Raw genomic sequence first — 21402 nt, forward strand, 5'->3', positions numbered from 1 at the left:
CTCAGCGCTGAGGGAGCGTGAACTTCTTCGGGGCACGGTGATGCCAGTAACGACGCACCGTCCGACGACCCAGCTCGTGGGCGGCAAGCAGCAACGCGATGGGAGACTTCGTCGTTCGCACCCACACCGTACGGAAACAACACTACCTACAGTTTAGCTAGCAACGATAAGATTTCTACAGAGCTAGTTTTGTCCCTACCGTCACGCAAGAGTGGACAAAAGTCGCCGCCCAGCCCGGCGGGGCGAATGCACTTCACCCTTTGTTTTCCAGTCCGAAACGAAATCCGACCCGCGCGGTGCGGGCCGACTTTTGTCCCTAAGAATCGATGCGCCACCAAGGGACAAAACTCGCACGCGCGTCGGCCCCCTGCGAGCTTATTGCGGCGGGACGGGCGCGCCGAAGTTTTCACGCAGCAGCATGAGTAGTTGCTCGGCGGTCACGACCCTGACGCCGGGGGGAAGTTGGCGGACGCACCGATGGACGACCTCCATCGGCCCGCCGATCTCGTCGAACGACCACGCGTGGACGTTCACCAGCGCGTAGCTCGCCTGATCGTGGAGCGGGTCGGCAGGCAGGCGGGAGATCGCTTCCGCCACGCCCCGCGGGCTCTTGGCGAGGTCGCCGTCCCACAACACGTAGCGGTACGAGGCGATCGGCTTGCCTTGCTCCCACACGATCCTTCCCTGTTCCGATGCGTAGTCCCACCCCTTGTACAAGACGCCCAATACCTCGGGTCGGGCGAGCAGCGGCTTGGCGTCGTCCATGACGCCGCCGGCGTTCAGCACGGTGACGGCCGACAGCCCACACTTGGTGATCAGCGCGGCCGTGCGGTCGGCGAACGCGACGGGGTCCGGATGGAAGTGAGGGAAAACGTAACCGGCGCCGCTGGGCCCGGTCACAAACCCGTCGCGTGGCGAGGCGGTCTCGTAGAGGAAGCGGAGCACCTCGGGCGCCGCCTCGGCCGAGACCGGGGGCAGCTCCCAGGTCATCGCGAACTGACCACGGCGCGGACTCGCCCAGTACCCACGGCCCGTGAGGAATCCACGCGACATGAACTGGAGGTTGTCGCCATCGGTCATGACAAACGCAACGATCCTCTCGCCGGTCCTGACCGGCTCCGGCTTCGCTGTTTTGGGGCGTGTGAACTCGCAGGACAGGCGGGCCAGAACCGAAAGGTTCAGGCAGTAGTCCGCCGGAACCACCATGCCGCCGACGCGGCTCACATCCTCAACAAACCCGCGTTCGCCCTCCCAGCCGTAGACCGTGGGATTGGGACCAAGGCGGCGGAGGGTCTGGCGCCGATCCTCCGGCGAGAACCCATAGAAACAGAACGCGTCCTCGCTTACCGCCCAGTCGCGGACACGGCCGGCGATCCGTTCGTCAAGGACAACCGCTACCCGATCGGAGAAGCCGTCTGGGTGCTGGGCTAAGATGTCGGCCTCGTCCTGCCCGCGCGCGTCGGCGAGCCTGCGGAGCCCGGCGCCGCGGACCCGGTGCTCGATAGACTCGTCGACCGCTACGGCGTCGAGCACGCTGCACAGCGATGTCGCGGCGTTGATGCTGCTGTCGCCCGCTCGGAAGAGCACGTAGCCGCGCAGGCTTGCGTGGTGCTCTTCGAGCAACTGCCAAACGTCCGCCACCGAATGGGTCCGGGCGCCGCGATCCTTCAGACGCTCGAGCATCAGTTGGTTCGAGCGGAGTCCCTCGCGGCGCCAGACCAGCACACCCCGTTTGGCGAGTTGCCCCTGCAGGGTGGCGGCGAGGGTCTGCTCGGCGGCGGTGGCCGATCGGTCGTCCAGGACCCACAGTTCGGGCTCCGGCTCCCCGGCAAACGCCCCGCGCAGCATCGCCAAAGCGAGCACCGCGGTCAGCAGCAGACTTCGGGATGGTCGCACGGGATGTCCCTCTGCTTCTGCGGGATTGGCTTTGCTTTTTGCGCGGCGGTGGGATGGACGCCGCTGTTGGACGCGAGGACTTTGTGGTCGGGTCGCCCGATCCGCTATGATGCCCATGCTAACAGATTGACTCACTCACCAGGGGGCTACCATGCTTGCTATCCGGCGTTCTTGTTTGCTGGCGGTCATCGCTGTTCTTTCTCTCCCGCTGCCATCGGAGGCGGACGACAAGGCGCCATCGCAAAGCCTGTTCAACGGCCGTGACCTGACCGGCTGGCACATGGATGTGCCGGAGCTCGACAACAACCCCGACGCGCGCAAGCCGTTTGTCGTGCGGGACGGGATGCTGGTGAGCCTCGGCACGCCGGGCGGGCACCTGATCACCGACAAGCCGCACGGCGAATACCGCCTGGTCGCCGAGTACCGGTTCCCGGGCAAGCCCGGCAACTGCGGCGTCCTGGTGCACGCCTCGAAGCCGCGGGCGTTGTACGGGATGTTCCCGCAGTCGCTCGAGGTGCAGATGATGCACGAGAACGCCGGCGACTTCTGGTGCATCCAGGAGGACATCGCCGTGCCCGATATGGTCAAGCGGCGCGGCCCGAAGGAGAAGTGGGGCGGCCAGGAGGGCGACGCGCGGCGGATCCCCAACCTGACCAACGGCGCCGAGAAGCCGCTGGGCGAGTGGAACCGGATGGTCATCGAGTGCCTGGGCGACCAGATCAAGGTGTGGGTTAACGGCCAGCTGGTCAACCACGGCCACGACTGCACCGCCAAGCAGGGTCAGATCGCCGTGCAGGCCGAGGGCTCGGAGGTCGAGTTCCGCAAGCTGGAGCTGACGCCGATCAAGAAGCTGAGCGAGAAGGCGCCGGAGTGATTCGTCACCGCTAGTCGAACGGGCTGCCGCCGCCACTAAACGGGTCCCAATCGTCAGCCTCCGTTGGCCCGGAGTAGTCAACCGCACTGGTTGGCCGAAGCTGAATCTGCACGTCGGGCCGGCGCTGCCTAAACCGCTCGATAGCCGCGCTAGATACGCAGTGATCGTCGGCAATCAGCTCTCGAAGCCTGCCAAACTCAACGGCGTGATCGAGTACGTCATCCATCGACGAGCTGCCGTAGAGTGAAATGCTGCCGACTCGTTCAAATGGATCGGGAAGCCATTTCGCCAGGAATCGATTGATGCCGCTACCGGGCGCTCTCTTGATTGTCCCAGAGACTCCGGTACCACACCACGAAACAGTCCCCGATGGCAACGGCTGGAGAAAGTAGCTGTCGCTCGAGTTGATCTTCTCTATCAGCCGCTCTTCGTGCCGATAAGCTGCGTAGCTATAAGCCCACCAACCCAGCGGTACGCTCAGTAGCGTGACGCCGGTCAAGAATGCCTTCAGGCTGAAACGGACCCTACGCACCGGAGCCCCCGGGTCTTACCCATTGGCAGTCGACGGGTACTTGGCCATCAGCCGCAGCACCTCGTCGATCTGCTCGGGCTTCTCGAAGCCGATGGTCATGGCGTCCATGAAGTCGTGGCCCTGGGCAAACTTCATGCACTCCTCGCGCTGATCGGAGAGCTTGCCTTCGCCGAAGATCTTCATGCCGATGATCGCCTTGCCATTCGCCTTAGCTTTGCGGAGCACAGTGATGACCTCGTCAGGCGAGGCGTCCATCAGCACGCCCTTGGGGTTGATGCGGGCGAGGATGACGTCGACCCAGGGTTCCGCGGCGGCGGCCTTGAGGGCGGCAAAGTCGTGGCACGACACGCCCACCGCCTTGACGCGGCCCTTTTCCTTCTCCTCGTTCAGGACGTCCATGTACGGGTTCATCTTGCCGCGCCAGCCGCCGTCCATCAGGCAGTGCAGCAGGACGATGTCGAGGTAGTCGGTGGTGAGCTCGTGGCGGAACCGTTCGAGCGTGGCCCGGGTGTCCTGGGCGCGTTCCTTGTCGGAGGTGTTTTCCTCCGGCCCGTCGTAGCGCCACCAGACCTTCGTCAGGATGGCGACCTCGTCGCGGGGGATGGTGCGGAGCGCCTCGCGGAAGTAGATGTGCGTGCCGTACAGGTCGGCCAGGTCGAAGAAGCGGAGGCCGCGGTCGTACGCGTGGTGGAACAGGCTGACGATGTCCTGGAAGCCCATGCGGGTCTGGTCGGACTGCCGGTTGCCGCCGTGCACGCCGGTGCCCTGCCCCAGCCGCGACATCTTGATGCCGGTGTCACCCAGGGTGATCTGCGGCGGCGGGGGGACCTGACCGGGGGGGAGGTCTTTCGCCTGGTCGGCCTTGGTGGACTGCTCGGCGCCGGACGCCGATTCTCCGGACGACGCGGCGGCCGCGACGCCGGCGGCCAGGCCGGCCGAGGCGCCAAGAAACTTCCTACGATCGAACTCAGACATGAAGAGACGCCTCCAAGACCGGAACGCTGCGCGAGCTAAACCGCCAGGACGGACGTCCCCTATGATACCAGTCCGCCCAAGCAGGGCAAACCAGCGGCTCGGCGGCGTCGAGCGGGCGTCAGAAGCTGCACTCGGCCCCGACGTAGCCGCCGTGCAGAATGGCGTGCCCATTGGTCTGCAGCAGCTGCACGTCGTTGATGCCGCGGAGGTCGTGGTAGATCTGGTTGGTTGGCAGCGCCACACCGGACACGCCGACCAGCCGGTAGTCGGCGGTCAGGCGCCAGCGGTAGGTCGGCTGGAACGCGACGCCCAGCGCCATCTCGGCGAGCATCGCGACGTCGGTCTTGTCGTTTGAAACCAGCCACTCGACGCCGTTGAACGCTCCGTTGTTGATCGTGGCGGTCCCCGCGGCGCCCCCGATGCGGGAGGTCGATTCGCTGAAATTACCGTACACGCCCGCCTTGGCGACCGCGGTCAGGCTGAACCGGCCGGTCATGGGACGCACGACGCTGCCGCCCAGCTGGGCGCCGATCAGCAGGTTGCTGACGTCGATGTCGTAGGTGAGCTCGTCGGCCTCGCCGGTGAAGTCCGCGTCGTTCGGGTCCGAGGCGAACAGCAGACTCTCGTCGAAGCTGAACAGGCGGAACCCGACCAGCGAGCTGACGGCCACGCCGCAGCGGCTGGGGTCGGTCAGCACTAGCCCCTGGTTCCACTCGACGTTGTACACGCTCATGTCGCGCCGCAGCCGGTGCGCAAACGCGTTGTTGGTGAAGTTGTCCGCGGTGACGCCGTTGTAGTCGAGCTGGTTGTAGTTGAGGATCGCGCTCAGGTTGCCGGCCAGGTCGGACGCCAGCACCGTGGCCTGCTCGTCGGACGGGAAGAGCTGCCAGTACAGCAGCTCCATGCCGGTGTTGCAGCACGCGTCGCAGCGGGCCAGACGGGCCTCGAAGCCGGGCGACCAGCCAAAGTCGGCCTCCCGCTGGTTGAGGTACTGCAGCTCCTCGTTGGGGTCGTCGTACGAGAAGGAGTAGTTGTTGCCGTGGTCTCGGCTGAGGTAGAGCCCGCCGACCGAGAGCGACCAAACGGCCGTGGGCGGCGCCGGGCAAGCACACGAGGTGCAGTCCGCGGTGGGGTAGCAGGAAGCCGGGTCGACCGCCGGGCCGCACCCCGCCGATGAGTCGGCCGGCACGCTCGCTGCGTAGCCTTGTTCGACCCGCGAGGGAGCGTAGTAGTCGCTCCACGGGTAAGGAGTGGCGCCCCCCTGCCCCATCGCGACCGGCGTCATCAGCAGCGAAAGCAACAACGCCGCGCGCGCGGCTCCCCTGGCTTGTGTCATCACGGCCGCCTCCCTGCGGCTGTATCTGCGGCGGTCATCTCACCCCGCGGCCACGCCGGCCGCTGTTCCCACCTATCGACTGCCGGGGGCACGGTCCGGGCAGTCGGATCGGCTCGTGCGGCCAACCCGGCTCGTGGCTGCCCGTGCATCCGCTACAGCCCTCACGACCAGACCCGGGCCGACTCGGCCGCCCGATCGACGCAGGCAGCCGCATCTCCCCCGATCGTGGGGCCGTGCAGCGGCGCCAGCCACGCTGTCGCTTTAGTTGCCGAACTGGTGGCGTCCGCGTCAGCCAAGTCTCCACCAAGTCCCGGCGCCGGCCGCAGTGAGGCCACCGGAACAAGAATTGCCCCGTAGTTGGACTGGGCCGGCCACGTCGGCTTTGGCCCACCAAGCCCCACGGGGACCTAAACAGAGAAGGAGCACTGCTATGCAACAGATCACGCCAGAGCACCTGATCGAGCTTCAACGCAACCACGAGGAGATGCTGCTCGTGAATACGCTGCCCCAGGACTCGTTCCAGCAGACGGCGATCCACGGTTCCCTCAGCATCCCCCAGGACGACGCTAACTTTGTCGAGCGGGTGATGGAGGAGCTCGATGGAGCGGACATCCCCGTGGTTGTGTACTGCGCGAACGAGTCTTGCGACTCTTCCCTGCAGGCCGCCCGCAAGCTCGACGACGCCGGCATCAAGCAGGTGCTGGAGCTGACCGAGGGCTACGAGGGCTGGTGCAGCTACCTCGAGAAGGAGCACGCGGTCACCGGCGGCTAGGCGGCCGCCGGGCGTTAATTGAAGGTGTATCCAGAGCCGGAGAGCCCCGGGTTCTCCGGCTCTTCTATGCGCCCTCCCTCCTTCAGATCCCCACGGCCCGCCGCAGGCGGCATCACCGCTATCTCCCCTTCCCCCTTGCGCCGCTTGACTTTATGATGCGGGCTTCGGCGTCCACCGACGGGGCGCCCACGGTCCATTTCGACCCCAACCTGCTGCGCAAGCGTGCCCCTCGATTCTCTGATTCCAACTGCTCAGATCTGCCTGGCGCAAGGCGGCGGCGCGGGCGCCGGCTTGATGTCGATGCTGCCCCTCCTGCTGCTGATGGGCCTCGGGTACGCCGTGTTTGTGCTGCCGCAGCAGAAAAAAGAACGCCAGTACCGCGAGATGATCGCGAATCTCAAGGAGAAGGACCACGTCCTGACCTCCGCGGGGATCTTCGGCGTGGTCACCAACATCCAGCGGGACCAGGACCGGGTCACGATCCGCATCGACGAGACCAACGGCACGAAGATCCGTGTCGCAACCTGGGCCATCACGGGCGTCATCACGGACGATAAGCCGGGCGGAACGCCGCCGCCCGCCAAGGAAACCAAGAAATAAGCCGCCGACGCGGGCGACCCCGCCCAGCAGATCGGCCTTTTTCCCCACTCAGGCACTCATTCGAAAATGCGACACACGAAGCCAGCTTTTCGTTTCCTCACCTTCCCCCAGGCTGGGCTGCTAGCATGCCTGCTTGCGGCCATGCTGCTGTCGTCTACCGCCCCGCAGGCCGCACTTGCTCAGCCGGGCGATCAGCCCGACGCCGCCGAAGTCGCCGCGCCCGAGGCTGACGACGCGGCTACCGAGGAACAGGACGCCACCCCCGCGGTCGAAGAAGCCACGGAAGACACCCCGGCCGAAGGCGCCGATGCCGCGCCCGACCCGGCGCCGGCAGACGAGCCCGCCGACACCGATTCTGAAGCCGCAACGGATCCCGAAGATGCAGCCGCGGCTGCGACTGGCGCCGCTACGACCGGGCAAGACGCCCCTGCAACCGGCTTCGATTGGGCCAAGGCGTTGCTGATCCTGGCCGCCCTGGTGCTGCCGGTAGTCATCGGGAACTGGCTTGCCGGCCAGCTCAAGATGCCCGACCACGGCTGGAAGATTAGCCTGGTGCTCACGTCGGTTGCGGTCGGCGCGTTGATCGTCTCGACCGGTAAGTTCAAGGGCGGAACCGACCTGAGCGGCGGCACCACGCTGGTCTACGAGATCGCGGACAAGGACCGCATCATCGGCAGCGACGCCGAAGCCCCGCAGGACCCCGAGGCCGGCGCCGACGGTAAGCAGAAGGTCAAGATCGACCAGGTCATCAACGCCCTCAAGATGCGCGTCGACCCGGCCGGCACCAAAGAGGTGGCGATCCGCTCCTACGGCGACGACATCGAGGTGATTGTGCCTCACGCCTCGTCACAGGAGGAGTTGGACCACGTCAAGCGGATGCTGACCGACCTCGGCGAGCTCGAGTTCCGCATCACGGCCGACCCCCGCTGGCCCAACGACCGACCCATCATCGACGCGGCGCGGGAACTCCCGCCCAGCCAGAAGCGGGTGGAAATTGGCGGCCAGGAGCGGGCCCGCTGGGTCAAGTTCGACGAGCGCGAGTTCGGCGCCGGCGAGGGCCGGCTGGTCACCCGCGACGCGGGCTCCCGGCCCGAGGCGCTCGTGCTGATCGACCCGCTGAACGTCACGGGCGAGTACCTGACCAGCGCCCGAAGCGACTTTGACGAGTCCGGCCGGCCGGCCGTGAGCTTCCGGTTCGACGCCGCCGGCAGCGCCCGCTTCGGCCGCCTGACCGGCGAGAACCTGCCCAACGCCTCGGGCGACCGGCGGGCGCTGGGCATCATGCTGGACGAGGAGCTGATCTCGGCGCCCGGCATCCGGACGCGGATCACCAACGACGGCCAGATCTCCGGCGGCGCCATGACCAAGGAGGAGGTCGACCGCATCGTAGCGGTGCTGGACGCGGGCAGCCTGCCGGCGGCCCTCAACAAGACGCCCATCAGCGAAGAAACCATCAGCGCCACCATCGGCGAGACCACCATCAAGCAGGGCAGCTACGCGATCACGGTGTCGCTGATCGCGGTCCTGCTGTTCATCGTGCTGTACTACCGCTTTGCGGGCCTGGTGGCCTGCCTGGCGTTGGCGATCAACCTGCTGTTGGTGCTGGCGTTGATGGTCCTGTTCGGCGCCGCGTTCACCCTGCCCGGCCTGGCCGGTCTGGTGCTGACGGTCGGCATGAGCGTGGACGCCAACGTGCTAATCTTCGAGCGCATCCGCGAGGAGATGGCCCGCGGCGCCGCGTTGCGGATGGCCATCCGCAACGGCTTCGACCGGGCCACCACGACTATCGTCGACGCCAACGTCACGACGCTGATCACGGGCGTTGTGCTGTACGCGATCGGCACCGACCAGATCCGCGGCTTCGCCGTGACGCTGATCCTGGGCATCCTGATGAGTATGTACTCGGCTATCTTCTGCTCGCGTGTGGTGTTCGACATCGCCGAGCGGAAGCGGTGGATCAAGTCGCTCCACTTCTCGCGGATGGTCGGCGACACCAGCATCGACTTTATCGGCAAGCGTGGCCTGGCGGCCGCGTTGTCGGTCGTGATCATCGGCATCGGCCTGTTCAGCGTGTTCGGGCGTGGCGGCGGCATCCTCGACATTGACTTCACCGGCGGGAGCAGCGTCACGCAGGTGCTGGCCGACGGCGTCGAGCTGAACGTCACTGAAATCCGCGAAAAGATCAGCCAGATCCCCATTGGCGAGGCCGAAGAGAAGTCTACCCTCGGCGACAGGAACCTGACGGTCACCGAGCGGGGCACGGACGGCAAGCGTTTCACAGTCCGAACCAGTGTCGACGATGTCGAGAAGGTCAAGTCGCTGCTAGCCGACGCCTTCGGCGACCAATTGCTGAAGAACTCGGTCCAGATCGGCGAGGTCGAGCCCTTCTCCGAAGCGGGCTTCGAGGGGTCGCAGGTCGAGCTAACGTTTAACGAGGGCGAGGCCTTCGCCGCCGACGACGGCATGTCGCACGACGCGCTGAAGGAACGCATCAAGGAGGTGCTGACCTCGCAGGGCGCCAAGGGCCTAGACCCGGTGCTCGAGAACCCCGACTACGTCGAGGACAGCAACCAGCGGTTCAAGACCTGGACCCTCAAGCTGCAGGGGCAGGACGCCGAGCAGACGCTGGCGGTCGCCAATCAGCTGCAGGAGGAGCTTGGTGATCAGCCCATCTTCCCGTTGGCCAACAAGATCGGCGGCAAGGTGGCCGGCGACATGCAGCGCAAGGCGATCCAGGCGATCGTGGTGAGCCTGCTCGGCATCATCGCCTACGTCTGGTTCCGGTTCCAGAACATCGCCTTCGGTCTGGCGGCGGTGGTCGCCCTGGTGCACGACGTGCTCGTCACGCTGGGCGCCGTGGCGGTTTCGGCGTACGTCGTGGACATGGTCCCCGCGTTGGCGTCGGCGCTGCAGATCGACTCGTTCCAGATCAGCCTGACGCTGGTCGCCGCGTTCCTGACGATCATCGGCTACTCGCTGAACGACACCATCGTCATCTTCGACCGCATCCGCGAGGTGCGTGGCAAGAGCCCCAACCTGACCGTAGACATGGTGAACGCCAGCATCAACCAGACGCTCAGCCGCACGCTGCTGACGTCGATCACCACGCTGATTGTGGTGATCCTGCTGTACTTCTTCGGAGGCCCCGGCATCCACAGCTTCGCCTTCGCCCTAGTGGTGGGTGTGCTGGTGGGCACCTACAGCACGATCTTCATCGCCTGCCCCGCGCTGCTGGCGATGGTGGGCGCCTCGCCCGACCCGGCGGCCAAGTCGACCAAGTCGTCGTCGGCCGACGCGGCCTAGCGGTCTCGACCAGCGACAGAACCTCCCAAGCCCCGCAGGAGCCACTCCTGCGTGGCTTTTTTCGTGCTTCGGCGGGTCTCGGGCGGACCCGATCGGCCGGCCTCAATGGCGGTGCGGCCTGCTGGCGCCGGGCCGCGACTCCTCTTGCCGGTCCGGGCGGCGCTCCCTATGCTCCCCCCGCTACAGAAGTCCCCCAACGCCCACGAGGTTGGCGATGCCGCCCCAAACCCCTAGCCGTCTCCCCGCCGCGTGGCCCTCGCTGCTACTGGCGTCCCTGTGCCTGCTCCCGTCCGCCGGGTGCCCGGCGCTGATCGCCTCGGGCGTGTACTTCTGGGAGGGCGGCAACCTGGTCGACGCCCAGTACGACGGGCTCGAGCAGCAACGCGTGGTGGTTTTCTGCCGGCCGCCGTCGTCCTCGACCTTCAGCCATGCGGGCGCCGCACGCGACATCTCCAAACGGGTCAGCAGCCTGCTGGAGCAGAACGTCTCGAAGATCGACGTTGTGCACCCTCAGGAAGTGGACCAGTGGATCGACGAGAACGACTCCGACGATTACCGGGCGCTGGGCAAGGCGGTGAAGGCCGACCGGGTGGTGCACATCGAGCTCGACCATTTCGAGCTCTACAGCGGCAAGACCCTGTACCAAGGGACCGCGGAGGTCACCATCACCGTGCACGACATGCACGACAACGGCCGCCGGCTGTGGGACCGCGAGATGGGCGAGGTGCTGTTCCCCGAACACGGGGGCGTGCCGGTGCAGGAGCGGAGCGTGCAGTCGTTCCAGCGGCAGTACGTCGACATCCTAGCCGGCGAGATCGCCCGCCACTTCTACAAGCACGACCCGCACATCGCGTTCGCTGGCGACGCGCGGTCAATCCACTAGCGCCGGCGCCTCGGGGCTACTCCTCGATTCTGGCGTCGAGCGTCACGAGCTCGTTGAACCGGTCGACGTTCGCCCGGCCGGTCCAGGCGATGCCGCGGAGCAGGAGGGCCCGGAAGGCCGGGTCGTCGAAAGTCCACATGTAGTGGCCCGGGATCGAAACGAACACCCGCCCCCTGCCCCGCTCAACCGTCCAGAACAGCGGCCGCGGTTTGCCCTCCTCCTCGGACGTCCCGATCAGCGTGAGGTCGCCCGGGTCGCCAGTGAGCCGCCAGTAGGCCTCGTCGACGAAGTCGACCCTGGCCAGGTTGCGGGCGATCGGGTGGTCGGCGCCGGGCGAGAAGTCAACGTGCAGGGGGCCGTGGCGGTAGCTGATGCTACCCCCCTTGCTGGCCAGGCCGATCCGTTTGGCGAACTCCGCCTCGCCGCCGCGGCCGTCGACGGCCCAGTGGATGTAGACCAAGCCGCCCCCGCGTGACAGGAACTTGTCGATCACGCGGGCGCGGTCGCTGTCCCAGCGGCCGCGTTGGAAGAAGACCATCACGTCGGCTTCCTCGGCCTGCTCCTCGGTCGGGAACTCCCACGCGTCGTCGACCTTGGTGTTGGCCGACCGCGAAAGCAAGGGGTTCCACACCTTCTGCCAGGCCGGGTAGTCGTGCTCTCCGGTCGAGTGGTCCTTGGGCCCGGCGACCAGCAGCACCTTCAGTTCCTTAGCTTCTTGCGGCGGCCGCGAGCCAGCCAGCAGGGCCCTGACCTCCTCTGGCGTGCGGGCCGGGGGCGGGGCTTTGTCGGGGTAGGTCGGCATGCGGAAGGAGGGCCCGTCAGCGAGGGCGTCCGTCACGCACAGCAGCGAGCAAACGAGCAGCGGGGTGATTCGCATTCCGCCAGTTCCTAGTGGAGAAGGTCTCGATTTGGGCCGAGCGCCGTCCGCGGCCCAACGAAAAAAGCCGCCGGGGGCGATCCCCGGCGGCTCCTATTGTACGCGGTTGCGTATCCGATTGCTCGGTTTAGGTCGCGTCCGCTTTGAGCGTTACGTCCGTGAAGTCGGCCATCTCCAGCGCCTCGATCGCCTTCGAGGGGTCGAACAGGCCCTCCTTCTCCACGGCCACTTCGGCGGTCTTTGACTCGAGGTCGACCCGAACGTCCTTCACGCCGGGCTGCTTGGCCAGCGTCTCTCGCACCTTGGGAGTGCACATCACCTCGCAGTGCATAGAGGGGACCGTGAATGCCACCGTGGGCAGCCCCTCGGTGTTGAAGTCAACGTCCTGCAACGTGCTGGAGCTGATTACCTGCGTCTTGTCGACGGCTCCGGTGGGCGACTCCGAACAGCCGACCAGCAGGGACAGCATCAGGGCCGCGGCTGTGGTGCGCATCATCTCGGTTCTCCGTGTGTCGGTCTCGGTGGATTGGGGCAGGTAGCCCGTCGCATGCAAGTCTAGCTCAGCCGCCGGGCGGCTAACGTGCGTCAGATCACTCAGCCGAAGACAGCTGGACGAGGTCACCGTCCTGGGCCATCTTGCGGATGTCCTGCGTGATCTTCATCGAGCAGTACTTCGGGCCGCACATGCTGCAGAAGTGGGCGCTCTTGAAGGTGTCCTGCGGGAGCGTCTGATCGTGGTACTCGCGGGCCGTTTCCGGGTCAAGCGACAGGCGGAACTGCTCGTTCCAGTCGAACTCGAAGCGGGCCTTCGAGAGCGCGTCGTCGCGGTCGCGGGCGCCCGGACGCTGCCGGGCGACGTCCGCCGCGTGGGCCGCGATCTTGTAGGCCATCATGCCCTGCTTGACGTCTTCTTTCTCGGGCAGGCCAAGGTGCTCCTTCGGCGTGACATAACACAGCATGGCGGCGCCGTGCCAGCCGGCCAGCGCGGCGCCGATGCCGCTGGTGATGTGGTCGTAGCCCGGGGCGATGTCGGTCACCAGCGGGCCGAGCACGTAGAACGGAGCGCCGTCGCAGACCTCGGCCTGCCGCTCCATGTTCATCTGGATTTGGTCCATGGGGACGTGGCCCGGCCCCTCGACCATCACCTGCGTGCCCCGGGCGCGGCCCCGCTTGGTCAGCTCGCCGAGGACGTCGAGCTCGGCGAACTGGGCGTCGTCGCTCGCGTCCGCGACGCTCCCCGGACGCAGCCCGTCACCCAGGCTCCACGTGACGTCGTACTGCCGCATGATGTCGCACAGGTCGTCAAAGGCCTCGTACAGCGGGTTCTGCTTGCGGTGCGACATCATCCACTTGGCGATCAACGATCCGCCGCGGCTGACGATGCCCGTCACGCGATTCATCGTCAGGTGCAGGTGCTCCAGCAGCACTCCGCAGTGGATGGTCATGTAGTCCACGCCCTGCTTGGCCTGGTGCTCGACCATGTCCAGGAAGTGCTGGGCCCGCATGTCCTCGATCTCGCCGCCCAGCTCCTCCAGCATCTGGTAGATCGGCACCGTGCCGATCGGGACCGGCGAGGCGCCGATAATCGCCGTGCGGATGCGGTCGATGTCCTTGCCGGTCGAAAGGTCCATGACCGTGTCGGCGCCGAAGTGGACCGCCGTGTTCAGCTTCTCCAGCTCGCCATCAATGTCGCTGGTGACCGCCGAGTTGCCGATATTGGCGTTCACCTTGCACTTGGACGCGACGCCGATCGCCATCGGCTCGAGCCGACCCGCCAGGTGGACCCGGTTCGCGGGGATCACCATCCGCCCCTTCGCCACCTCGTCACGCACGAGGTCCGCCGAGATCTTCTCGCGCTCGGCGACAAACGTCATCTCAGGGGTGATCTCTCCCGCCAAGGCGAGTTCGAGTTGCGTGATCGGCGTAGACATTGGGGCTGGTGACCTCAGAGTACGAGAGCGGCCGGAGCGGCCGATGCAGGCAGCGCAAGCCGTTAAATTGCATACGTTTCCGCTTAATCGTATCGCGCCGACAGGGGGTGTCAACGCAGGGCCCCGGCCCGGCCAGAGCAGATCAGCGGCATCTCAAACGAGCCGCACCGCACGGCGAGGGCGTTACTCCGCAGCGCCGGCGGTAGTCTCCGCCAGCAAGCGATCGAGGATCACCTGCTGCGCCTGGCGGCAGCCGGCGTCGCCCTCGGCCCGCACGACTCCCAGGTGGCTGAACGGCAGCACGACGGTGTCGTCGACCCCGGCAAGCCGGCCGCGATCGATCGCCACCGCGCCGTCGCCCAGGCCCTCGACGACCTCATCCATGCAGCTCAGGGCGCGGTCGATGGCCGCGGCGTCGGCCTGCCATCCCGGCGTGCGGTCGGCCGTCCTGAGCAGCGTCTGGCGCACAAAGTACCGCTGCTCTTCGGCAAGCTGGGCCGATGAACCGAGCAGGACCGTGTACGAAACGCCCTCCCGCCGCGGGCGTGAGTTCAGGTTCTGCAGGAACGCCGACCCTGGCCTCAGGTCGGTGGGCGCCTCGCTGAGGCCGTCGGCAATCGACTCGCGGACCCGTCGCCACGGGTTGCCATCGCGACGGGCGAGCCAGTGCTCCCACACGTCGAGGCCGACCGCGTACCGCGCCAGCGACGAGCCATGGGTCGGCGGCGCGACCATGATGAGCCGCCGCACGTTGCCGGGGTAGAGTGCGTCGTCCTCGATGCACTCGCGGGCCACGAGGCCGCCCATGGAGTGCGTCACCAACGCTACTTCGCGCTCTGGCCACTGCTTGGCGAAACACTTCAGCTCCGCCGACAGCAGTTCGGCCGACCGGCGGAGCGGCTGATCGTTCGGGTAAGCGAACTGGCCGCACGGCAGCCCCGCCTGACGGGCGGGCCCCAGCAGCGGTCGGGTGTGGCCGGGCGTAGAATTGAAGCCGTGCAGCTGCACCACCACCGGCAGATCAGCGGATGCCTGCTGCCAACCGGGCTCCATATGGATGGCGTAGCGGGCGCGGTCTTCGTCGCGGTCGACGCACTTGCGGAGCCAGCCACGCCAGCCGAGCCGCGGCGCGTCGGCCTGAGTCACGGCCGCGGGAGTCGACTCGGCAGCCGCGGTCCGCTGAACGGGCGCCGCGATCATCGCCGCCGCGAGTGCGCAGAGCGATAGTAAGAACCTAATCTGCTTCATCCAACTGCCTCAGCGGGTTGCGGGCAACGCCCCAACAGGGCGGGCGTTCTCGGGCGAATTGCCGGGGGTGAACCGCAGCTTGACGCTGCCCCCGGCCTGCCGGACCGCTTGGCGGAATTCTTCGGGGCTGGCGACCCGCTGTCCAGACACGTGGCTGATAAACATGCCCGGCCGGACACCCTGGCGCCAAGAGACGCTGTCCTCGTCAACGTCCACCACCGCCACGCACCCCTCCTGATCGATGTAGCCCTGAGCCCCCGCCTGCGAGAGCAGGTCGGTGTCAACCGCCGTGGCGTAGTCGACATGGATCCCCTGCCAGGCGGGCCGCGGGCTGGTGACCACCTTCTCGCCCGGTACGAATATCTTGTCCAGCCGCACCGTCGTCTCGGTGGTGCGTCCCTGACGGGCGTACGTTAGCGGGGTCTCTACTCCGGGCGCGAGACCACCCACCACCAGTTGGAGCTGGTCGGTTCCTTCAAGCTGCTGCCCCGCGATCGCAAGCACGACATCAAACTTCTGCAGCCCCGCCCTTGCCGCGGCGCTGCCCTCATAGACGCGGTCAACGACCACGCCGGGCGTGTCGCCGCCCGCGAACGAGAGCTCATCCGGCTGAAACCCGATGCCCAGCAGGCCGTACTCCACCTCGCGGCCGGCGCTGAGGTCGTCGATGATCCGACGCATGACCTCATTCATGGGGATCGCGTAGCCGGCAGGCTGCTCGTGCCCCGCGATCGACGCCACACTGGTGGTCAGGCCTACCAGCCGCCCCTCAAGGTCTACCAACGCCCCGCCCGACGCGTTCCAGCCCAGCTTGGCGTCGGTCTGGATGAGGGTCCCCAGGTGGTGCAGCGTGGTGCGGAAGCTGTCGGTCCGCTTGGTGTTGTTGAGGTTCTCACCGCCCGGCGCCTTCTGTGCAAGGTTGGACACCATGCCGTAGCTGACGGTGGGCTGGCCATCGCTCTCGATCGCGAACGGGTTGCCCACGGCAATCACCAGGCTGCCCTTCTTGAGCTGCTCGGCCCGACCGATCTCGACCGGCTTGAGTTTGTCGCTGCGTACCCGCAGCACCGCCAGGCTGCTGCGGGGATCGGCCCCGACAATCTCGGCCGGCAGCTGCTCGCCCTCGATTGTGGTGACGAAGTGGAGTTCGCCCGGCTTGACCACCAGGTACTGGGTCAAGATGAGCCCATCGGCGCTGATCACCACGCCTGCGCCGGTCACCTTCATCGTCGACGCGGTGGGGTCGTTGCGGCGGAACTGCTCGAGCGGATCGAGGCCCGGCAACCCCGCGTTCAACTCCTGCAGCGCACGCAGCTCGCCCGGCTGGAACTGCTGCCGCAAACGGGCTTGATCCCCAGGTTGCACGCCCGCGCGGGGCGTCGGCTTCGGGGCGCGAGACACCGCCACCACCGCCGGCTCTACCCGCTCGATCACGCTGATTAGGTTGGACTGAAACGCCGCCAGCAGCTCGCCCTGCCCCTCCGGCGCCGGCGCCTGCGACGACGCCCGCCCGCCAAGCAGGCAGCACGCAGTCATGCCGACGGCAGCCATAAGCCGGACGCGGGCTGGACTGCAGAAACGGTCCCGCCAAGTCGCGCGGGGGGTAGTGGTCGTGCCGTGCCTCATAGGCCTTCTGTTCGCATGGCCGACGGACGCTCCACCCCAGGGCGGGCCCGACGGCGGTTACTCTTCGGCGTCCTCGTCTTCTTTCTTCTCCGCGGCGACCTCACTGGGGGTCATCGCAAGCAGGTCGTCGAAGCCGCCCGCCGCCAGGACCTTGCTCTTGATCTCGTCGGCGACGCCCGGGTTCTCTTTTAGGTACAGGCGGGCTTTCTCTTTGCCCTGGCCGAGCTGGCTCTCGCCGTAGCGGAACCAGGCGCCCGTGCGTCCAATGATCTTCTGCTCCAGCCCCAGGTCGATCAGGTCGCCCTCGTAGCTGATGCCATCTTTGTGCATCATGTCGAACTCGGCAACGCGGAACGGCGGCGCCACCTTGTTCTTGACAATCTTGGTCCGCACCCGCTGGCCGACCACGTCCTCGCCGTCCTTCAGCTGGCCAATCCGCCGCACGTCGATCCGGCAGGACGAATAAAACTTGAGGGCCCGCCCGCCCGGCGTGGTTTCGGGACTGCCGAACATCACGCCGACCTTCTCGCGGATCTGGTTGATGAAGATGACGGCGGTTTTGCTCTTGGCGATGGCGCCGGTCAGCTTCCGCATCGACTGGCTCATCAGCCGCGCCTGCAGGCCAACGTGCGAGTCGCCGATCTCGCCGTCCAGCTCCTTCTTGGGCACCAGAGCGGCCACCGAGTCGATGACGATCACGTCGACCGCGTTGCTCTTGATCAGCATCTCGGTGATGTGCATCGCCTCCTCGCCGTGGCTCGGCTGGCTCACCAAGAGGGTTTCCAGGTCCACGCCGATCTTCTTGGCCCAGCTGGGGTCGAGCGCATGCTCGGCGTCGATGAACGCGGCGATTCCGCCCTTCTTCTGTGCTTGGGCCACCACGTGCAGCGCCAGGGTGGTCTTGCCGCTGGACTCGGGGCCGAACACCTCAATGATCCGCCCGCAGGGGATGCCCTGCCCGCCCAAGGCCATGTCGAGCGACAGGCTGCTGGTCGAGATCCCCTCGATCCGGCGGTCCGACTCGCTGCCCAACGGCATGATGGCGCCCTCGCCGAACTGCTTCTCGATCGCGGCCACGGTGTGCCGCAGATCGTCGCTGTTCTCCAGGACACTTTCCATCAACGACTTCTTCTCCGGCTTGGCCGCCTTCTTGGACGTGGACTTGGACGCCTTTCCCCGCTTTGCCATACGATTCTTCGCCGATCCGTTGTTCACTGTTGCTGTAGAAACCATGCGACAAGTCCTTTTATGGTGGAGGTTTACGGATGTTTCAACCCATCCGTGCCGAGATTGCCGTCGGGCTCAGACCGGCGAACGACGATTACTGTACGCCCGAATAGTATATCGGTGTACAGTACCTCCAGCAAGAGAAATCCTGTCGGTCTTTTCCTCCGTCGAGGACGCTGCTGGTAAACCTAGAGGGTCACGCGGGCCAACACGTGGTAATCGGGTCCGTCCAGCCTTAGCTGGCTGGCGTAGACTGTGACCGCATCAACCACCATCTTTCCCGCCTCGAAGCGCTCGAGGCTGGACAGCTCGCCCGCTAGCTGCTGGGAGGGGCGGGCGGAGCGGATGAGCCGCCCGATAGTCAGGTGGGGAACGAACCGGCGGTTCTCGCCCCGGAACCCCAGCTCGGCCAGCTCGTCGTCGATGGCGCCGTGCAGCTCGATCAGCCGGTCCTGCCCCTCCCCGACGCCGACCCACAACGTCTTGGGCTTGTCGGCCGCCGGGAACGCTCCCACGCCGCGGGCCTCGATTTCGAACGGGTCGAACGACTCGGCGGCCGCCTTCACGCGGCCACAGACGTCAACGATCTCCTGGTCCGTGATGTCGCCGAGGAACTGCAGCGTGAAGTGCAGGTTCTCCAGCTCCACCCACCGGTAGTCCCGCCCGTGAGCGGCCAGCAGGTCCATCAGGGCGACGGCGTTCGACCGAACCTCGGGCGAGGCCTCAACGGCGATAAACGTGCGGGTCTTCAACGCAAATCCTTCCTTCGCAGCCGACTTCTACGCACAGAAGTCTGGCGTTCCCTCTAATCATGCGTTGCATTATCGCCTCCCACAAAGGCTGCTGCCCGACTCTCATAGGCCAAGCGTGTACGGACGGCCTCTCGGAATGCTGGGCTTGGCGAGCCGAATCCAGTCTTCTCAAGACTACCGAGGAGATTGTCAAGCAGGTACGCGGGGGTAAGCAAGACCCCCCGAATCCCCCACCAGCCAAACACAGCACAATGCAGAGCGTCGAGCAGCTTTTGCCGCCGACCACACGCATCGCAGCTTGCACGGGTGCATTCACTCTTCAGCAAGAAGAGTATGCTCGTGATCCGCACCGAACACTGAACATCCACTGGACCAGCTCCACCACAAACGGGACATTCTCCAGTATGGAGCCTCAGTACCTCTGCCTCCAGTTCCTCATCCGACGGACCATATTTTCTTAGAACTTGACTCGCGACGGATTGGCAGTCGCGTCCACAAAAACGAGGAACCCCTAGATTATCTCCGGCAAAGGTCAGACCACTCCCGCAATTGAAGCAATTCGCCACGGTGCCTGCCAATCCTCTAGAACGTCAGCATCTTGCGGAACTTGACCATCCGCTCCTCGATGTCGTCGCGGGTGATCTCCTTCATCCGCGCCAGGCCAAAGCCCTCGACGTTGAAGCTGGCCGCGAGGGTGCCGTAGGCCATGGCGGTCTTGATCTGCTCGGGCTCGAAGCCGTCGTCCTTCTCGGCCAGGTACCCCATCATTCCACCGGCAAAGCTGTCGCCGGCGCCGGTTGGGTCAACCACCTTGTCGGTTGGGTAGGCCGGCATCACGTAGGTTTCATGCTCGGAGAAGAACATGGCGCCGTGCTCGCCCTTCTTGATGATCACGAACTTGGGGCCCATCTTGCGCACCAGGTGGCCGGCCTTCACCAGGTTCTCGGTGCCGGTCATCAGCTTGGCTTCACTGTCGTTAAGCACCAAGCCGTCGAGCTGGCCGAGCAGCGCGTCGAGGTCGTTCCGCTGGGTCTCGATCCAGAGGTCCATGGTGTCGGCAACGGCCAGCCGCCGACCGGGGGTCTGGTCGAGCACCTTCTGCTGCACGCCCGGCACGCCGTTGGCCAGGAAGATGTACTGGGCCTTGCGGTAGCTCTCGGGCAGCACCGGGTTGAACTCGCCGAACACGTTCAACTCGACGTTGAGCGTCTCGCGGTCGTTCATGTTCGGCTCGTACCGGCCGGTCCAGGTGAACGTCTTGCCGCCGTCCACCACCTGCAGGCCCGTGGTGTCGATGTTGCGGCTCTGGAGCAGCTCGGTGTGCTCGGCAGGCCAGTCCTCGCCCACCACGCCCACTAACCGCACGGGGGTGAAAAAGCTGGCCGCATAAGAAAAGTGCGTAGCCGACCCGCCCAGCAGGTTGTCGTGCCGACCGCCCTCGGGCGTTTCGACGTTATCAATGGCGACCGATCCAACAACGAGCAGTGGCATAGCTTGGCGGGGGGATGGGGGAGACTGGGGGAAGGCGCACGGTTTGAGCAATCCAGGATTATCGCGGGCGTGGGGCTCCGCCACAACCGGGCCGGGTTTGCCGCCCCTGCTAGAGGCCGCGGACCACCTGGTAAGCGGCCTGGCCGATCATCCGAGCGCCCTCGGCATTGGGGTGAAGGTTGTCGCGGAACAGCTCTGGTCGATTGGCGAACATCGCGTAGCCGTCCAGCAGCGGCAGCCCCAGCTGTTCGGCCGTTTCGGCGATGGCCGGCCGGATCGTCTGGTCGAGGGTTGGGATGCTGATCTCCGGAAGCGGATCGAACACCGGCGGGGGCAAGGCGACCACCACCTGCGCGTTGTCGCCGGCCTTGCGCAAATGCTCGACCAGTTCGGTGTAGTCCCTGCGGAAGTTGGCGAGGTTCCCGAGGTTGGCGTGCTGGGCGTCGTTCGTGCCGAGTGAGACCACCACAATCTGGCCAGCAAACCGCTCGGCCGACGTGAAAGACGGCGTCCGCCAGTAAGGTTCGTTCGTTTCGCGCCCCGCGGTGGCGCCGCTGTAGCCGAAGTTGCGAACCGAGTAGCCCTCGCCCAGCAGCCGGCCTAGCACCGCCGGGTAGCACTCCTCGCGGCGGTTCTCAAGCCCGCGGCCGAAGGTGACGCTTGCGCCGACGCATGCTACGCGGCGGGGAGCTTCAGGGGGTGCAGACATAACTGGGCACTCAGGGGTAGGAACGCGGGTGGGGGTCTCAATCTCGTGCAAGCGGTCCCAGTTGAACAGTGCCATGTTGGCGGCACGGCGCCGAGCCCAGTGGTCCGGCTGGCCCCCCCTCCGCTCCCAGTGCTGTACGAGGGGGCGTCGCTACGCCCGAGATTCGCCCTGCTTTCCCGCGAAAAGTAGCCGATCATTTGCAATAAATGTCCTAGGAGTTGGCCACGGCCGCGCATAGGATCAACTGCGCATTGATTGCGTCTTTTCATTTTTAGGCTGCTCAGCAAGCGTCGACTTTTTCGCTCGTGCTTCGGGATGAGGGTGTGTGGCGCCCCCTGAGCGTTCAGCGGTTTTGCCTTATGTCGAGGCG

At 66.1% G+C, this 21402-nt stretch carries 18 protein-coding genes; 5 read left to right on the top strand and 13 right to left on the bottom strand.

Annotated elements, in window-relative coordinates; all coding sequences use genetic code 11:
• Positions 1-375 precede the first annotated feature (375 nt).
• Complete coding sequence (locus tag KOR34_RS16095; protein WP_197531495.1) at positions 376-1896, bottom strand: GxGYxYP domain-containing protein; 1521 nt, start codon at positions 1894-1896, stop codon at positions 376-378.
• 151 nt (positions 1897-2047) lie between these two features.
• Here KOR34_RS16095 and KOR34_RS16100 point away from each other — a divergent pair, with 151 nt between their 5' ends.
• Positions 2048-2770: a 3-keto-disaccharide hydrolase gene (locus KOR34_RS16100; protein WP_146566058.1), complete on the top strand. Its 723-nt coding sequence runs from the start codon at positions 2048-2050 to the stop codon at positions 2768-2770.
• Between the two features lie 10 nt (positions 2771-2780).
• On the opposite strand, the gene KOR34_RS16105 is transcribed toward KOR34_RS16100, so the two are convergent.
• The 3 genes from KOR34_RS16105 to KOR34_RS16115 form a co-directional block, all read right to left on the bottom strand.
• Entirely contained in the window at positions 2781-3269 is a 489-nt protein-coding gene (locus tag KOR34_RS16105; protein ID WP_146566060.1) for a hypothetical protein, read from the bottom strand.
• Positions 3270-3317: 48 nt separating this feature from the next.
• Positions 3318-4277 carry an aldo/keto reductase gene (locus KOR34_RS16110; protein WP_197531496.1) on the bottom strand — a complete coding sequence of 320 codons (960 nt, stop codon included), beginning with the start codon at positions 4275-4277 and terminating at the stop codon, positions 3318-3320.
• Between the two features lie 118 nt (positions 4278-4395).
• Entirely contained in the window at positions 4396-5613 is a 1218-nt protein-coding gene (locus KOR34_RS16115) for a BBP7 family outer membrane beta-barrel protein (protein WP_146566064.1), read from the bottom strand.
• 430 nt (positions 5614-6043) lie between these two features.
• Between KOR34_RS16115 and KOR34_RS16120 the strand changes: the two genes are divergently transcribed.
• The 4 genes from KOR34_RS16120 (at position 6044) to KOR34_RS16135 (ending at position 11171) form a co-directional block, all read left to right on the top strand.
• Positions 6044-6385 (top strand): rhodanese-like domain-containing protein, encoded by a 342-nt coding sequence (locus KOR34_RS16120; protein ID WP_146566066.1) that lies wholly within the window; start codon positions 6044-6046, stop codon positions 6383-6385.
• A 222-nt stretch (positions 6386-6607) separates the two neighbouring features.
• Positions 6608-6985 carry a preprotein translocase subunit YajC gene (gene yajC / locus KOR34_RS16125; protein ID WP_146566068.1) on the top strand — a complete coding sequence of 126 codons (378 nt, stop codon included), beginning with the start codon at positions 6608-6610 and terminating at the stop codon, positions 6983-6985.
• A gap of 66 nt (positions 6986-7051) precedes the next feature.
• Positions 7052-10288, top strand: a complete 3237-nt coding sequence (gene secD, locus KOR34_RS16130) for a protein translocase subunit SecD (protein ID WP_146566070.1) — start codon at positions 7052-7054, stop codon at positions 10286-10288.
• A gap of 214 nt (positions 10289-10502) precedes the next feature.
• Positions 10503-11171: a hypothetical protein gene (locus KOR34_RS16135; protein ID WP_146566072.1), complete on the top strand. Its 669-nt coding sequence runs from the start codon at positions 10503-10505 to the stop codon at positions 11169-11171.
• 16 nt (positions 11172-11187) lie between these two features.
• Here the strand turns inward: KOR34_RS16135 and KOR34_RS16140 are convergent, their stop codons facing one another.
• The 9 genes from KOR34_RS16140 to KOR34_RS16180 all read right to left on the bottom strand — a co-directional run bounded on the left by KOR34_RS16140 (position 11188) and on the right by KOR34_RS16180 (position 21032).
• Positions 11188-12048: a ThuA domain-containing protein gene (locus tag KOR34_RS16140; RefSeq protein WP_146566074.1), complete on the bottom strand. Its 861-nt coding sequence runs from the start codon at positions 12046-12048 to the stop codon at positions 11188-11190.
• A gap of 127 nt (positions 12049-12175) precedes the next feature.
• Entirely contained in the window at positions 12176-12544 is a 369-nt protein-coding gene (locus tag KOR34_RS16145) for a heavy-metal-associated domain-containing protein (RefSeq protein WP_146566076.1), read from the bottom strand.
• A gap of 94 nt (positions 12545-12638) precedes the next feature.
• Positions 12639-13979, bottom strand: a complete 1341-nt coding sequence (gene thiC, locus KOR34_RS16150) for a phosphomethylpyrimidine synthase ThiC (protein WP_228714664.1) — start codon at positions 13977-13979, stop codon at positions 12639-12641.
• A gap of 183 nt (positions 13980-14162) precedes the next feature.
• Positions 14163-15227: a lipase family alpha/beta hydrolase gene (locus tag KOR34_RS16155; protein ID WP_146566078.1), complete on the bottom strand. Its 1065-nt coding sequence runs from the start codon at positions 15225-15227 to the stop codon at positions 14163-14165.
• Positions 15228-15236: 9 nt separating this feature from the next.
• Entirely contained in the window at positions 15237-16778 is a 1542-nt protein-coding gene (locus KOR34_RS16160; RefSeq protein WP_197531497.1) for a trypsin-like peptidase domain-containing protein, read from the bottom strand.
• Between the two features lie 132 nt (positions 16779-16910).
• Complete coding sequence (gene recA / locus KOR34_RS16165; RefSeq protein ID WP_146566082.1) at positions 16911-18041, bottom strand: recombinase RecA; 1131 nt, start codon at positions 18039-18041, stop codon at positions 16911-16913.
• Positions 18042-18268: 227 nt separating this feature from the next.
• The gene (gene thpR / locus KOR34_RS16170; RefSeq protein ID WP_146566084.1) at positions 18269-18832 is read right to left on the bottom strand and encodes an RNA 2',3'-cyclic phosphodiesterase; all 564 of its coding nucleotides are present in this window, start codon (positions 18830-18832) and stop codon (positions 18269-18271) included.
• Between the two features lie 582 nt (positions 18833-19414).
• Positions 19415-20323 (bottom strand): PfkB family carbohydrate kinase, encoded by a 909-nt coding sequence (locus KOR34_RS16175; RefSeq protein ID WP_146566086.1) that lies wholly within the window; start codon positions 20321-20323, stop codon positions 19415-19417.
• Between the two features lie 109 nt (positions 20324-20432).
• The gene (locus KOR34_RS16180; RefSeq protein WP_197531498.1) at positions 20433-21032 is read right to left on the bottom strand and encodes a GDSL-type esterase/lipase family protein; all 600 of its coding nucleotides are present in this window, start codon (positions 21030-21032) and stop codon (positions 20433-20435) included.
• Positions 21033-21402: the final 370 nt, after the last annotated feature.

Origin of the sequence: Posidoniimonas corsicana, from assembly GCF_007859765.1 — a bacterium.
GTDB lineage: Bacteria > Planctomycetota > Planctomycetia > Pirellulales > Lacipirellulaceae > Posidoniimonas > Posidoniimonas corsicana.